Below are 13,491 nucleotides of genomic sequence, written 5' to 3'. Positions count from 1 at the left end.
TAAGCACGGTCCACCGGGTCCCTGACGACCTGGTCATGACGTGAAGATGGCCGGTCAGCGGCCTACCGCGTACCCCTGCATGCCGCGCGGGTTCGCGGCGGCCGACAGCACTCCGGTCTCCGGGTCGCGGGCGACCGCGCACATCCGGCCTTCGGACCACGGATCGCCGACCGTGACGTCGTGGCCGCGGCGGCGCAGCTCCTCGACGACCTCCGGGTCCATGCGCTCCTCGACGGTGACGCTGCCGGGCCGCATGCCGCGCGGGAAGAACGAGCCGGGGAAGCTGTCGTTGTGCCAGTTCGGGGCGTCGATGGCACCCTGCAGGTCGAGCCCGCCGCGGACCTCGGCACGCAGGGCGACGGCGAGGAAGAAGTGGACCTGCCACTGGTCCTGCTGGTCGCCGCCCGGCGTACCGAACGCCATCACCGGGACGCCGTCGCGCAGCGCGAGCGACGGGGTGAGAGTGGTGCGGGGGGCGCCGGCCGGGGGTGAGCGAGTTCGGCAGGTCCTCGTCGAGCCAGGCCATCTGGAGGCGGGTGCCGAGCGGGAAGCCGAGCTCGGGCACGACCGGGTTGGACTGGAGCCAGCCGCCGCTGGGGGTGGCGGAGATCATGTTGCCCCACCGGTCGACGACGTCGAGGTGGCAGGTGTCGCCGCGGGTCGCGCCGTCCTTCGCGACGGTCGGCTCGCCGGCGCCCGCCGCCGGGATGCCCATGGCGTCGAACCCGGCCTCGCCGGAGGCGACGGCGTGCGCGTGCCCGCTGAGGACGGGGGTGCGGCCGCCGGGGCTGCCGGGCCGCAGCTCGCGCGACGCCGCGTCGGTGATGAGTGCGCGCCGCTCGGCGTTGTACGGCTCCGAGAGCAGCACGTCGAGGGGGACGTCGGCGGCGTCGCCGTACCAGGCCTCACGGTCGGCCATGGCGAGCTTGCAGCCCTCGATGAGCAGGTGCACGTACTCCGCGGAGCCGTACTGCGGGAGTTCGGCGGGGAGCAGGGCGAGCTGCTGGAGGAAGGCGGGGCCCTGGCTCCAGCCGCCGGCCTTGGCGAGCGTCCAGCCGTTCCAGTCGTACGTGGCGGGCGCCTCGTACGACGCGGACCAGCCGGCCAGGTCCTCGGCGGTGAGGGTGCCGGTGTGGCGGCTGCCGCTGGTGTCCATGGTGGGACGGGCGGCCTGGCGGACCAGGGCTTCGGCTATGAAGCCCTCGCTCCATATCTTCCGAGCGGCGTCGATCTGGGCGGTGCGGTCGTCGCCGCCGTTCTTCTCGGCCTCGGCGATCAGGCGGCGCCACGTCGCGGCGAGGACGGGGTTGCGGAAGAGCTCGCCCGGCTTCGGGGACTTGCCGCCGGGGAGGTAGACGTCGGCCGAGGTCTGCCACTCGGTCTCGAAGAGCTCGCGGACGGTCTCGACGGTCTGGCCGATCCGCTCGACGGGTGCGTGGCCGTCCTCCGCGTAGCCGATCGCGTACCGCAGCACCTCGGCGAGGGCCTTGGTGCCGTGGTCGCGCAGCAGCACCATCCAGGCGTCGAACGCACCGGGGACGGCGGCGGCGAGCGGTCCGGTGCCGGGGACGAGCTCGAGACCGAGGGAGCGGTAGTGGGCCACGGTGGCACCGGCGGGGGCAGGGCCCTGACCGCACAGGACCTGCACGTCGCCGTCGCTCGGCGCCAGGATCATCGGCACTTCACCGGCCGGACCGTTGAGGTGCGGTTCGACGACGTGCAGGACGAAACCGGCGGCGACGGCGGCGTCGTAGGCGTTGCCGCCGTCCTCCAGGACGGCCATCGCCGACTGCGAGGCGAGCCAGTGGGTGGAGGACACCATGCCGAAGGTGCCCTGGAGGGTCGGCCGGGTGGTGAACACGGATGCGGCTCCTAGCTGCGACGTGCGGTGCGACGTACTCGGGGTGTGGTTCGAATCGTATGTACGGAAGGTCAGGAGGCCGCGTCCGGGGCGGTCCCGTCCGCTGCGACGAGGTGGCAGGAAACCTGCCGTCCGCCGGGCAGCTCGCGCAGAACCGGCACCTCGGTGCGGCAGCGGTCGGTGGCGAGCGGGCAGCGGGTGTGGAAGCGGCAGCCTGCCGGGGGGTCGAGCGGGCTGGGCAGATCCCCGTGGAGCACGATGCGCTCGCGGGAGCGCTGTTCGACCGGGTCGGGGACGGGGGCCGCGGAGAGCAGCGCCTGGGTGTAGGGGTGCTTCGGGGAGGCGAACAGTTCGGCGGTCGGGGCCTGTTCGACGATCTGCCCGAGGTACATCACGGCGATCCGGTCGGCGAGGAACTCGACGGCGGCCAGGTCGTGGGTGATGAACAGGCAGCCGAAGCCGCGGTCGCGCTGGAGGTCGGCGAGCAGGTTGAGGACGGACGCCTGCACGGAGACGTCGAGCGCGGACGTCGGTTCGTCGGCGACGACCAGATCGGGGTCGCAGGAGAGCGCACGGGCGATGGAGATGCGCTGCCGCTGGCCGCCGGAGAGCTCGTGCGGGTGCCGGTCGGCGTGTTCGGGTCGCAGCCCGACCTGGCCGAGGAGCTGCTCGACCCGGGCGCGTACGGCCTCGCCCCGTGCCTGGCGGTGCAGCTTGATCGGTTCGGCGATGATCTGGCCGATGGTCATGCGGGGGTCGAGCGAGGACGACGGGTCCTGGAAGACCAGGTGGAAGTCCTTGCGCAGGGGGCGCAGCGCGCGGCGGGAGAGGTGGGTGACGTCGGTGCCGTTGATGCGAACGGTGCCACCGGTGGGTTCGTCGAGGCGTACGGCGCAGCGGCCGACGGTCGACTTGCCGCTGCCGGACTCGCCGACGAGGCCGACGACCTCGCCGCGGCCGATGGTGATCGAGACGCCGTCGACGGCACGGACCGCGCCACCGCCGGAGGCGGCGAAGTGCCGTTCCATGGCGGTGATTTCGAGCACCGGTGTGTGCTGTCCGGCGGTTTCGTCGCTGTCGCGGGGTGCGGGGACCGTCTGTGCGGTGGTCACTCTCCGGCCTCCTGGTCAGTTGTGTCGAGTGTGTCGGGTGCGGGGGTGGTGGCCGCGGCGTCGTCCGCACCGTAGGGGTGCCAGCAGGCCACCCGGTGGAGGGCGTCCACGCCCGCCTGAAGGTCGATGGCCTTGAAGCCGGGCCGGCCGCTGGTGCAGGTGTCGTCGGCGCGGCTGCACCGCGGGGCGAAGGTGCAGGCGTCCGGCTGGCTGTCGAGGCTCGGCACCAGGCCGGGGATCTCGGGCAGCCGCCGCTTGCCCTCGCCGCCGGGCCGCAGGACGGCGCCGAGCAGACCTCGGCTGTACGGGTGCCGGGAGGAGCCGAACAGGTCGTGGACCGGGGCCTGTTCGACGGTGCGTCCGGCGTACATCACCAGCACCCGGTCGGCGGCGTCCGCCACCACGCCGAGGTCGTGGGTGACCAGGACGATCGCCGTACCGAGGCGTTCGCGCAGCGACTGGAGGACTTCGAGGATGCCCGCCTGGACGGTGACGTCGAGTGCCGTGGTCGGCTCGTCCGCGATGAGCACGGACGGGTCGCAGGCGACGGCGATGGCGATCATCACGCGCTGCCGCATGCCGCCGGAGAGCTGGTGCGGGTACTCGTCGATGCGGCGTTGCGGGGCGGGGATGCCGACCAGGTCGAGGAGTTCGACGGCCCGCGCCTTCGCCTCCTTCTTGCTCAGCCCCTGGTGCCTGCGCAGCACTTCGCCGATCTGCCGGCCGATGGTGAGGACCGGGTTCAGCGAGGTCATCGGCTCCTGGAAGATCATCGCGATGTCCTTGCCGCGGACCTTCTGGAGCTCCTTCTCGGTGGCGCCGACCAGTTCCCGGCCGCCGAGCCTGATGGAGCCGCCGATGTGCGCGGTGGGCGGGAGCAGGCCCATCACGGCCATCGAGGTGACGGACTTCCCGCACCCGGACTCCCCCACCAGGGCGAGGACTTCGCCGGGTGCGAGGTCGTAGGAGACGCTGTCGACCGCGTGAACGGTCCGGGTGTCGGAGCGGAAGGACACCGACAGGTCGCGGACGCTGAGGACGGGTGCGCGGACCGGCTCCCGTACGGGTTCGAGGACGGTCTCGGTCATCGGGTGCCTCCACGGGGGTCGAGGACGTCACGCAGTCCGTCGCCGAGCAGGTTGAAGGCCAGCGTCGCCGCGACGATCGCGAGGCCGGGGAAGACGGCGAGCCACGGCGCGGGGGCCAGGAACGACTGGGCGCCGGAGAGCATCACGCCGAGCGAGGGGGCCGGCGGCTGGACGCCGAGGCCGAGGAAGCTGAGCAGCGCCTCGCCGATGATCGCGGCGGGGATGCCGACGGTCGCCTGCACGATCAGTGCCGAGGTGGCGTTGGGCAGGATGTGCCGGAAGAGCACGGTGCCGTCGCCGCCGCCGTTGGCGATGGCCGCCCCCACGTAGTCGACGTGCTTGAGCCGCAGGGTCTCGGCGCGGGTGATGCGGATGACGGCGGGGATCTGCGAAATGCCGATGGCGATCGTGGCGTTGCTCAGCGACGGGCCGAGGATCGCGGCCAGGCCGACGGCGAGCACGAGGAACGGGAACGCCAGCATGGTGTCGGTGAGCCGGGAGATGGTGCTGTCCGCGAACCTGCCGTAGTAGCCGCCGACCAGTCCGAGCGGCACGCCGATCACGAAGGCCAGCACGACGGCGACGAGACCGACCTGCATGGAGGCCCGCGCCCCGTACACGATGCGGGAGAGCTGGTCGCGTCCGAGGTCGTCGGTGCCGAGCCAGTGGGACCAGCTCGGTTCGGCGAGTACGTTCCCGAAGTCGGGCTGTGCGGGGTCGTACGGGGCGATCAGCGGGGCGAGCAGTGCGGCGAGGATGAACACGGCGGCGATGATGCCGCCGGTGAGGGCGAGCCGGTTCTTGCGCAGCGCGCGCAGCTTGCCGCCGGCCCGCTTCCTGGCGGCCTGTGGGGTGGTGGGGAGCGCTGTGGTCGCGGTGGTCACCGGGCACCTCCGAGCCGGATGCGCGGGTCGATGACCGAATAGACCACGTCGACCAGCAGATTGATGAGGATGTACGCGGCGGAGGTGCAGAGCACCACGGCCTGGAGCGTCGCGTAGTCGCGGGTGAAGACGGCGTCGATGGTGAGCTTGCCGAAGCCGGGAAGAACGAAGATCTGCTCGGTGACGACGGCGCCGGAGATCAGATGGCCGAGCTGGAGACCGAGGACGGTCACGACGGTGACGAGCGAGTTGCGCAGGGCGTGCCCGCCGACGACGGACCGCTTCGACAGCCCCTTGGCGCGGGCGGTGCGGACGTAGTCGGCGGAGAGCGAGTCCAGCATCGCGGCGCGGGTCTGCCGCATCACGACGGCGGCCAGTCCGGAGCCGAGGACGATCGCGGGCAGCACCATGCGACGCAGGTTGTCGATCGGGTCGGTGCCGAACGGCACGTAGCCGGAAGCGGCGAACACCGGGACGGCGATGGCGAATCCGAGGACCAGCACGATGCCGAGCCAGAAGGTCGGGACGGAGAGGCCGATCAGCGCGATGATGTTGGCGAGCCACTCCTCGGGCTTGCCGCGCCGCACGGCGGCGACGACTCCGGCTCCGATACCGAGGACGACGGCGAGCAGCAGGGAGAGCGCGGCCAGTTCCAGGGTGACGGGCAGAGCCTGGCCGATGGCGTCGGCGACCGGGAGTCCGGTACGCGAGGACGTGCCGAGGTCGCCGGTGAGGGCGTGGCCGATGAACCGCCCGTACTGCACGACGATGTTGTCGTTGAGCCCGTACGCCTCGCGGATCGCCGCCAGCGCCTCGGGGCTGCGTTCCTCGCCGGCCAGGGCGAGCGCCGGGTCGCCGGGCAGCGCCCGGATACCGGCGAAGACCACGACGGAGACGAGGAAGAGCGTGATGAGGGACTGGCGCAGACGCGTCAGCAGGTATTTCGTCATCGGGTGTACCCCGCAGTCTTGACCCGGACCAGGCCGTCGCCGTAGACGCGGATGCCCGCGACGGACTTGGAGGCGACGACGTAGTTCTTCTGCCGGTAGAGGTAGATCATCGTGTGGGCGTCCTGAACGCGCCGGGTCAGCTCGTCGTAGATCTCGGTGCGCCGGGCCGGGTCGGCGACGGCGCGGCCCTCGTCGATCAGCCGGTCGATCTCGGGGTCGCCGAGGCCGTAGGCGTTCATGGCGCCTGCTGTCTTGAGGAAGTTGGAGACGTTGCCGTCCGGGTCGAGCCGTCCGGACCAGCCGCTGGTGAAGACGTCGTAGTCCCCGGCGTCGGTCTCCGAGAGCATGGTGGCGTACTCGGTGGGACGCAGGACGAGGTCGAAGCCGGCCTCCTTGACCATGGCCTGGAGGACCTGTCCGACGCGTCCCGATTCGGGGGTGGTGGAGGTCTTCAGTTCGATCTTCAGCGGGGTCTTCACCCCGGCTTCCTTCAGCAGCTTCTTCGCCTTGGCGACATCGCGCCCGGGGCAGTCCTCCGGCTTGATGCCGGGAGCGATGGCGGACTGCGGGGAGATCGGGCTGCAGGCCGGCTCGTACATGCCCTGGAAGACGACCTTGTTGAGCGTCTCGCGGTCGATGGCGAGCTCGAACGCCTCGCGGACCCGGACGTCACGGGCGATCGGGGTGTCGAGCTTGCCCGGCTTCTTGCCGAGACCGTACACATTGCCGACGTTGAGGCCGATGCCCTGGTAGCCGAGCGACGGCGAGTTGAAGAGCTGGAGCTTGGGCTCGGTCAGCGCGCTCTGCACGTCGATGGGGCCCATCTGGTCGCCGACCTGGAGGTCCCCGGAGCGCAGGTTGGCGAGCCGGACGTTGCCGTCGGGGATCGGCTTGTATATGACGCCGTCGAGGTGGACCTCGGCCGCGTCGTAGTAGTGCGGGTCCTTCTTGAGCACGATCCGGTCGCCGCCGACCCGCTCGACGAAGCGGAACGGACCGACGCAGGACGGGTGGTTGGTGAAGTCCTTCCCGTACTTCTTCAGCGCGGTCGGCGACATCACCATGCCGGACCGGTCGGCCAGCACGCCGGTGAGCGGGACGTACGGGTGGTCGAGCCGCATACGGACGGTGTACGGGCCGGTGGCCTCGACCGTGCGGACCGGGGCGAGTTCGGTGGCACGCGCGGATCCCGGCAGATCCCGGTGGCGCAGCAGCGAGGTGACGACGGCCCTGGCGTCCAGCCGCGTGCCGTCGCTGAAGGTCAGATCGTGGCGCAACCGGACAGTGACCGTGCGGCCGTCGGCCGAGGTGGTGGGCATTGCGGCGGCGAGCTGCGGCACGACTGCGCCGTCCTCGTCAATGTCGTACAGCTTCTCGCACATGCCCGCGAAGACCGTCCGGCCCACCAGGGTCTGGGCCAGGGTGGGGTCGAGCTTGTCCGGGTCGGAGTTGAGAGCAACGGTGAGTGTCCCGCCGTCGCGCACGGACCGTTCATCGGTTTTCCGCACACCGCCGACCGCGGTTGCCGAGGACTGCAGCGACGCGCAGCCCGAGGTGAGGGACACCAATGCAACTGCCACCAGGGCAACCGCTTTTCGGCGCACGAGGGCCTACCTCCCGCCAGAGGGTGATCAAGGAATATCGCAGACCGTATTTCGCATACAGTCCGCAAGGCAAGGGGGCTTCCCACATAGCGGACGGTTTTCACTGACGATCGGATAACGGAAGGGTGTCGGGCGCGCACCGGCCGGGCGGTTCGACCTCGATGTCCCGTTACGACGCCGAGATCGCCCCGCCCGGCCCCCTCCGCCGGTCCGCCGGGCCCGCCCCACCCGGGACCGGACCGGCCCGGGTGCACGCCAGACGCACCGTGACCAGCTCGAACGGGCACAGCAACAGCAGCACGCCCCCCGTCCACCCGCACCGGCCGCCGACGAGAACGACCCCGGCCCGCCCCCTCCAAGTGGACGGATCAGCGGCAGCGGCCCCTGGCGCCAGAAGGTTCACGAGGCGACCGAGCGCGGCTCGTCGCCTCCCCCTACCCCCGGAGGCGTCTCAAAGAATGAGACGAACGAGGGGAACTGCACCGAATGGACCGAGTCGGTGAAGACGTTGTCACACGTCGGAACCAGCTCATGCGCGAGTCGGGCGGATCGGGACGCAGGGCTGTGCACGGCGAGTACAAGGTCCCCGGCGGCGGCCGTCGTCGGGCTCGAGGAAGAAGTCCCCGGCGCCGCGCACACGGCGCAGGGCGCCGGCCTCGACGTCCGGATCGACCACGACGCCCGGCTGATTCGAAAGCATCTTCGCCGCCCGGCGCCGGTTCGTGGGGTGGCTGCGCGGGATGCGCGCCGGGCTGCCGCGCAGAAGCGCGCCCGGCCGGGCGAGGCGGGCGCGATTGGGCGCCTTCCGACGAGCGGTGCATCGGTTTGTGCGAGACCTTGAGGAGGAGCGCGCCCCACCGTGGCGACGCATGTCCAGGGTGACACCCGCACCCAGCGAGGAAGGCGGGATGTGGTGAGTGATTCGGATACGGGCGCCGTGGGGCGGAGCCATGACGAGATGGCCCAACTCTCGGCGATCGAGTTGAACGTCAACGATCAGGTGCGACGGCTTGAGGTGGATCCACGGACCTCGCTGCTCGACGCGCTGCGCGAGCACCTGCGCCTGAGCGGGACCAAGAAGGGGTGTGATCACGGGCAGTGCGGCGCCTGCACGGTGCTGATCAACGGCCGGCGTATCAACTCCTGTCTGACGCTCGCCGTGATGCATGAGGACGACGAGATCGTGACGATCGAAGGCCTGGGCGATCCCGATGGCCTGCACCCCATGCAACGTGCCTTCGTCGAGTGTGACGGCTTCCAATGCGGCTACTGCACTCCCGGCCAGATCTGTTCGGCTGTCGGCATGCTCGCCGAGGTGGAGGCGGGCTGGCCCAGCCACGCCACCGCTGACGTGACCTCGCCGCGGATCGCGTTGACCGATGAGGAGATCCGCGAGCGGATGAGCGGCAACATCTGCCGGTGCGCCGCCTATCCGAACATCGTCGCGGCCATCCGTGGCATCGCGGCGGGAGGCCCGGAATGAGATCGTTCACGTACGAGCGAGCGAGCGACGCACAGGCCGCCGTCGCCGCGGTGTCCAGAACCGGCGCGAAGTTCATCAGCGGCGGCACCAATCTGCTCGACCTGATGAAGCTCGACATCGAGAAGCCCAGCCATCTGGTCGACATCAGTCGGCTTCCGTTGCGGGACATCGAGGAGCTCCCGGACGGCGGACTGCGTATCGGGGCCCAGGCGGCGAATTCCGATGTGGCCGCCGATACCCGAGTACGTACCCGCTACCCGGTGCTGTCGGAGGCACTGGTGGCCGGAGCCTCGGGCCAGCTGCGCAACAAGGCCTCCACCGGGGGAAATCTGTTGCAGCGCACTCGCTGCCCCTACTTCTACGACACGTCTGCGGGCTGCAACAAGCGGGATCCCGGTTCCGGATGCTCGGCGATCGGCGGGTTCAACCGGATTCACGCCCTCCTCGGCGTCAGCGACTCCTGCATCGCCACCCACCCCTCGGACATGGCCGTCGCGATGACCGCTCTGGAGGCGGAGATCGAGCTGCTCGACGCCGACGGGTCGGTACGCCGCGTCGCCATCGCAGACTTCTACCGGCTGCCGGGCGATACGCCGCACATCGAGACCGCGCTGCGTCCTCACGAGATGATCACGAGCGTGATCCTTCCCCCGCCCCCGTCGGGCCGGCAGATCTACCGCAAGGTGCGAGACCGGGCGTCGTACGAGTTCGCGCTGGTCTCCGTGGCAGCGGTCGTCTCGACCGATCAGGGAATGATCAGTGAGGCGCGGGTGGCCTTCGGCGGTGTGGCGCACAGGCCCTGGCGGTCCATCGAGGCGGAAGCCGCGTTGATCGGCCGTCCCGCCACGATGGGCTCCTATCGCGCCGCCGCCGAGGCCGCGATGCGCGACGCCGTGGGGCAGGGGCACAACGACTTCAAGATCGAGCTGGCCAAGCGCACCCTGTGCCGCACGCTGGCGCAAGCGGCCCAGGCGAGCTGAGGAGACGAGATGATCGGGCAAGCTCTGAACCGCGTCGACGGCCCGTTGAAGGTCGCCGGCCGGGCCACATACGCCTACGAGCAGTGGGGGGCCGGCCAGCCTCTCTACGGGTTCATCGTCGGCGCAACGATCGGCAAAGGCCGCATCACCCGGATCGACACCGAGAGCGCCGAACGCGCACCTGGCGTAAAAATGGTGATGACCTATCACAATGCCCCCGCTCAGGGTGTCCGTGATGAGTCCGTTCCGTTCGAATACTGGCGCGCCCAGCCGGTGCTGACCGGCCCCGACATCCACTATTACGGCGAGCCGGTGGCACTCGTCGTCGCCACGGCCCTCGAACAGGCCCGAGCGGCGGCCGATCTGGTCGAAGTCGAATACACCGCCGGGCGGGGACGTTTCAACTTCGACGAGCAGGACGAGGTATACATCCCGAAGGTGGTCAACGCCGGTCTCCCCACCGACACTGCGGTCGGCGATTTCGATGCCGGGTTCGACAGCGCGGCGGTCAAGATCGACCAGCAGTACACGACGCCGTACGAGTTCTCGATGCCGATGGAACCGCACGCTTGTCTGGCGGAACCGCGCGACGAGGACCTGGTCGTCTACGTCAGCTGCCAGATCGTCGACGCGGCGCGGGGCTCGGTCGCCGCCACGCTTCAGATCGACCCGGAGCGGGTTCACATCGTGACCCCCTTCGTCGGCGGGGGATTCGGCTCCAAGCTCGGCATCCATTCCGAGACGATCCTGGCGGCGCTCGCCGCTCGCGAGTTGCGCCGGCCGATCAAGGTCGCGATGACCAGGCAGCAGATCTTCCAGCTCGTCGGCAACCGCCCCACATCCAGCCAGCGGGTTCGACTGGGCGCGGAGCAGGACGGACAGCTGACCGCGATCGCCCATGACGTCACCATGCACACCAACCCCGACGTGGAGTTCGCCGAGCAGACCGCCGCCACGACCCGCAGCCTCTACGCCGCGCCCCACCGGTTGACCAGCCACCGGCTGGCGCCGCTCGATTTGCCGCCCGGGACGGACGTACGCGCGCCGGGCGAGGCGCCGGGCATGCTGGCGGTCGAGTCGGCGATGGACGAGCTGGCCCATGCGCTCGGGATGGACCCGGTCGAGCTGCGAATCCTCAACGAGCCCACCGTCGATCCCGAGCGAGACGTGCCGTACAGCGACCGGCACCTGGTCGGCTGCCTGCGCGAAGGCGCGCGCCGGTTCGGCTGGGAGCACCGCCCCGCCACCCCGGCAAGTGTGCGCGATGGGCGGTGGCTGGTCGGCTACGGCATGTCGGCCGCCATCCGCGGGCACTTCCAGGGGCCGACAGCGGTGCGGGTGCGGTTGGAGGCCGACGGCACCGCCGTCGTCCAGACGGACATGACCGATCTCGGCACGGGCACGTACACCGTCCTGACCCAGGTCGCGGCCGACGGGCTCGGACTGCCGCCCGATCGGGTGCGGATCGAGCTCGGGCGTTCCGATTTTCCCACCAGCTGGGGGTCCGGCGGCTCGTGGGGCGCCGCCAACTCGTGCAATGCGGTGCATGGTGCGTGTGCGGGCCTGCGCGAGCAGCTCCTGGACGCGGCGTGCGGCGACACGCGCTCCCCACTGCACGGCCTGGACCCGGCGGACGCCGTGTTCTCCGACGGCAACGTGGCCATCGGCGGCGCGTCCGAGGCGCTGGGCGGGATCGTCGCACGCAACCATCCGGAAGGTCTCGAGGCGGAGGGCGGTACCCGCTTCATGGGCGACGATCCGCACTACACGGACTACTCGATCAACACCTACGGGGCCCATTTCGCCGAAGTGGGGGTCGACGCGGACACCGCCGAGATCCGTCTGCGGCGGATGCTCGGCGTGTTCTCGGTGGGCCGCGTGCTCAACGCGAAGACGGCTCGTTCACAGCTGATCGGCGGCATGATCTGGGGAACCGGCGCGGCCCTCGAAGAAGAGGCCGTGGTCGACCTGCGGTCCGGCGCCTTCGTCAACCGGGACTTCGCGCAATACCTGGTGCCGGTCCACGCCGACATCCCCGACGTCGACGCGGTCGTCCTCGACGGGTACGACGACAAGGCGAACGCCCTGGGCGCGAAGGGCGTCGGCGAGCTGGGCATCTGCGGGGCCGGTGCGTCGGTCGCGAACGCGGTGTTCAACGCCACCGGCGTGCGCGTGCGCGACTTCCCCATCACCATCGAGAAGGTGCTGCCCGGTCTGCCACTGATGGATGCGTGAATCCGTGACAAAGCGACTCGGCCACCCGTTGACGGATGGCCGAAGTCGAGCGCGGCCCTCACCGGCGGACTATTGCGGCGGCCCGTTCTGCGATGGCCAGCACGGTGGAGTTGGGGTTGGCGCCGGGGACGCTGGGCATCACGGATGCATCCGCAACGCGCAGTCCGGCTGCGCCGTGCACGCGTAACTGGGGGTCGACGACCGTTGCCGAGTCCGTACCGATCGCAGGTACCCACCGCGTGGTAGTACGGGTCGGTACCACGACGCAGATAGTTGCGCAGCTCACTCTCGCCATGCACCCACGCGCGCCCTGGCGGCCTGCGCTCGCCGGTTCGGCTAGGGAGAGGGCGCTGGAGACCAGGAGCTGGGCCGGCCGCCCCGGCAGAAAAAGGCCGCCGCCCGCAAGGGTCTCGTCGGGGCGAATCTGCTCGCCGAATCACGATGGAGGCCCACCGAAGGCAGCCCACGTATCGACGTCAGCCCGCCGCCAGGTCGGGTGCAAGAACGAGGTCGGGGCGGTTGGAGCCACAGGTCGAGCGCGCTGGGCCGGTCCAGGACCGTTCGGGTTACGTCAGCGGTGTGAGGTCATTCGCCGCGGCCGGTAACGAAGTCTCGGACACGATCGACCAGCCCGAGCCCGGGAGAAAGGATCTTGCTGGCCAGCGGGGAGCTCGGGGCGCCGGGGTGGGGGCGAGTGGGAGCAGTCTCCTTCGCCATACGGACCTCCTGTCCCAGGAGATCCAGAACCTCCGGACCACAAACCGTACGGAGCTGAACGAACAGGTTGCCTTCTTCGTCCTGGACGTGGGCGCGGACCTCGGTGCGGAGCTTGACGAACAGGTGGATGAGCTCGGGATCGTCCGCATCCATCCCCTCAAGATCTTTCAGAAGTCGTTCGACACGGCTGTGGTCGTCGATCTCCTTATCGGCCAGCGCATCCCCGCCCGGGACGTGCTCACGCACCACCGGATACAGGTGCTGCTCCTCTGCGACTGCGTGCCGTACCAACTCAATGGTCAGCTGGTCGAGCAGCCGTCTGCGCTCTGAACCTCGCGCCGGAACCGCTTCGATCCGGTCGAAAAGTTCGTCCACCTCACGGTGATCGGACGTCAGCTCTTCGATGACATCGCCGCCATGTCCCATGACGCATACCACCTTCCGGTCCAGATGTGCGGCTGGATCCGAACTCGGACCGCGAAACAGATATCCGCCCGTCTCACGGCCCTGTTGCCGTCATCCGGGATCGTCTCGTCACCCCCGCCATCGGCTGGCCAACCTCCGGGAGAGGACCTGC

10 protein-coding genes and 1 pseudogene are annotated in these 13,491 nt (G+C 70.1%); 3 read left to right on the top strand and 8 right to left on the bottom strand.

The window, feature by feature from the left end; all coding sequences use genetic code 11:
* Positions 1–54: 54 nt before the first annotated feature.
* From LRD69_RS28795 to LRD69_RS28770, 6 genes and pseudogenes are all read right to left on the bottom strand, one after another.
* A pseudogene (locus LRD69_RS28795) lies at positions 55–1,861 on the bottom strand (gamma-glutamyltransferase).
* A gap of 71 nt (positions 1,862–1,932) precedes the next feature.
* Positions 1,933–2,889: an oligopeptide/dipeptide ABC transporter ATP-binding protein gene (locus tag LRD69_RS28790; protein WP_346771942.1), complete on the bottom strand. Its 957-nt coding sequence runs from the start codon at positions 2,887–2,889 to the stop codon at positions 1,933–1,935.
* Between the two features lie 80 nt (positions 2,890–2,969).
* Positions 2,970–4,061, bottom strand: a complete 1,092-nt coding sequence (locus tag LRD69_RS28785; RefSeq protein WP_277329441.1) for an ABC transporter ATP-binding protein — start codon at positions 4,059–4,061, stop codon at positions 2,970–2,972.
* Complete coding sequence (locus tag LRD69_RS28780) at positions 4,058–4,879, bottom strand: ABC transporter permease (RefSeq protein WP_277329910.1); 822 nt, start codon at positions 4,877–4,879, stop codon at positions 4,058–4,060. Before LRD69_RS28780 ends, LRD69_RS28785 begins: the two co-directional genes overlap by 4 nt.
* 62 nt (positions 4,880–4,941) lie before the next feature.
* Complete coding sequence (locus LRD69_RS28775; protein ID WP_277329440.1) at positions 4,942–5,895, bottom strand: ABC transporter permease; 954 nt, start codon at positions 5,893–5,895, stop codon at positions 4,942–4,944.
* Positions 5,892–7,475 carry an ABC transporter substrate-binding protein gene (locus LRD69_RS28770; protein WP_277329439.1) on the bottom strand — a complete coding sequence of 528 codons (1,584 nt, stop codon included), beginning with the start codon at positions 7,473–7,475 and terminating at the stop codon, positions 5,892–5,894. Before LRD69_RS28770 ends, LRD69_RS28775 begins: the two co-directional genes overlap by 4 nt.
* 982 nt (positions 7,476–8,457) lie before the next feature.
* Between LRD69_RS28770 and LRD69_RS28765 the strand changes: the two genes are divergently transcribed.
* The 3 genes from LRD69_RS28765 to LRD69_RS28755 are packed head-to-tail and all read left to right on the top strand — an operon-like array spanning position 8,458 to position 12,197.
* A complete protein-coding gene (locus LRD69_RS28765; RefSeq protein WP_277329909.1) occupies positions 8,458–8,982 on the top strand; it encodes a 2Fe-2S iron-sulfur cluster-binding protein in 525 nt (174 codons plus the stop codon).
* Positions 8,979–9,962 (top strand): xanthine dehydrogenase family protein subunit M, encoded by a 984-nt coding sequence (locus LRD69_RS28760; RefSeq protein WP_277329438.1) that lies wholly within the window; start codon positions 8,979–8,981, stop codon positions 9,960–9,962. The genes LRD69_RS28765 and LRD69_RS28760 overlap by 4 nt, the downstream gene beginning before the upstream one ends.
* A 9-nt stretch (positions 9,963–9,971) precedes the next feature.
* On the top strand, positions 9,972–12,197 hold the full coding sequence (locus tag LRD69_RS28755; RefSeq protein WP_277329437.1) for a xanthine dehydrogenase family protein molybdopterin-binding subunit: 2,226 nt from the start codon (positions 9,972–9,974) through the stop codon (positions 12,195–12,197).
* A gap of 58 nt (positions 12,198–12,255) precedes the next feature.
* Here the strand turns inward: LRD69_RS28755 and LRD69_RS28750 are convergent, their stop codons facing one another.
* Both LRD69_RS28750 and LRD69_RS28745 read right to left on the bottom strand, forming a co-directional pair.
* The gene (locus tag LRD69_RS28750) at positions 12,256–12,492 is read right to left on the bottom strand and encodes a GMC oxidoreductase (protein WP_277329436.1); all 237 of its coding nucleotides are present in this window, start codon (positions 12,490–12,492) and stop codon (positions 12,256–12,258) included.
* 290 nt (positions 12,493–12,782) lie between these two features.
* Positions 12,783–13,340 carry a hemerythrin domain-containing protein gene (locus LRD69_RS28745; protein WP_277329435.1) on the bottom strand — a complete coding sequence of 186 codons (558 nt, stop codon included), beginning with the start codon at positions 13,338–13,340 and terminating at the stop codon, positions 12,783–12,785.
* Positions 13,341–13,491: the final 151 nt, after the last annotated feature.

It is taken from the genome of Streptomyces sp. JH14 (assembly GCF_029428675.1).
Classification (GTDB): Bacteria; Actinomycetota; Actinomycetes; order Streptomycetales; family Streptomycetaceae; genus Streptomyces.
Note: the sequence above shows the minus strand (reverse complement) of the source record. Positions and strands in the feature narration are given on the sequence as shown.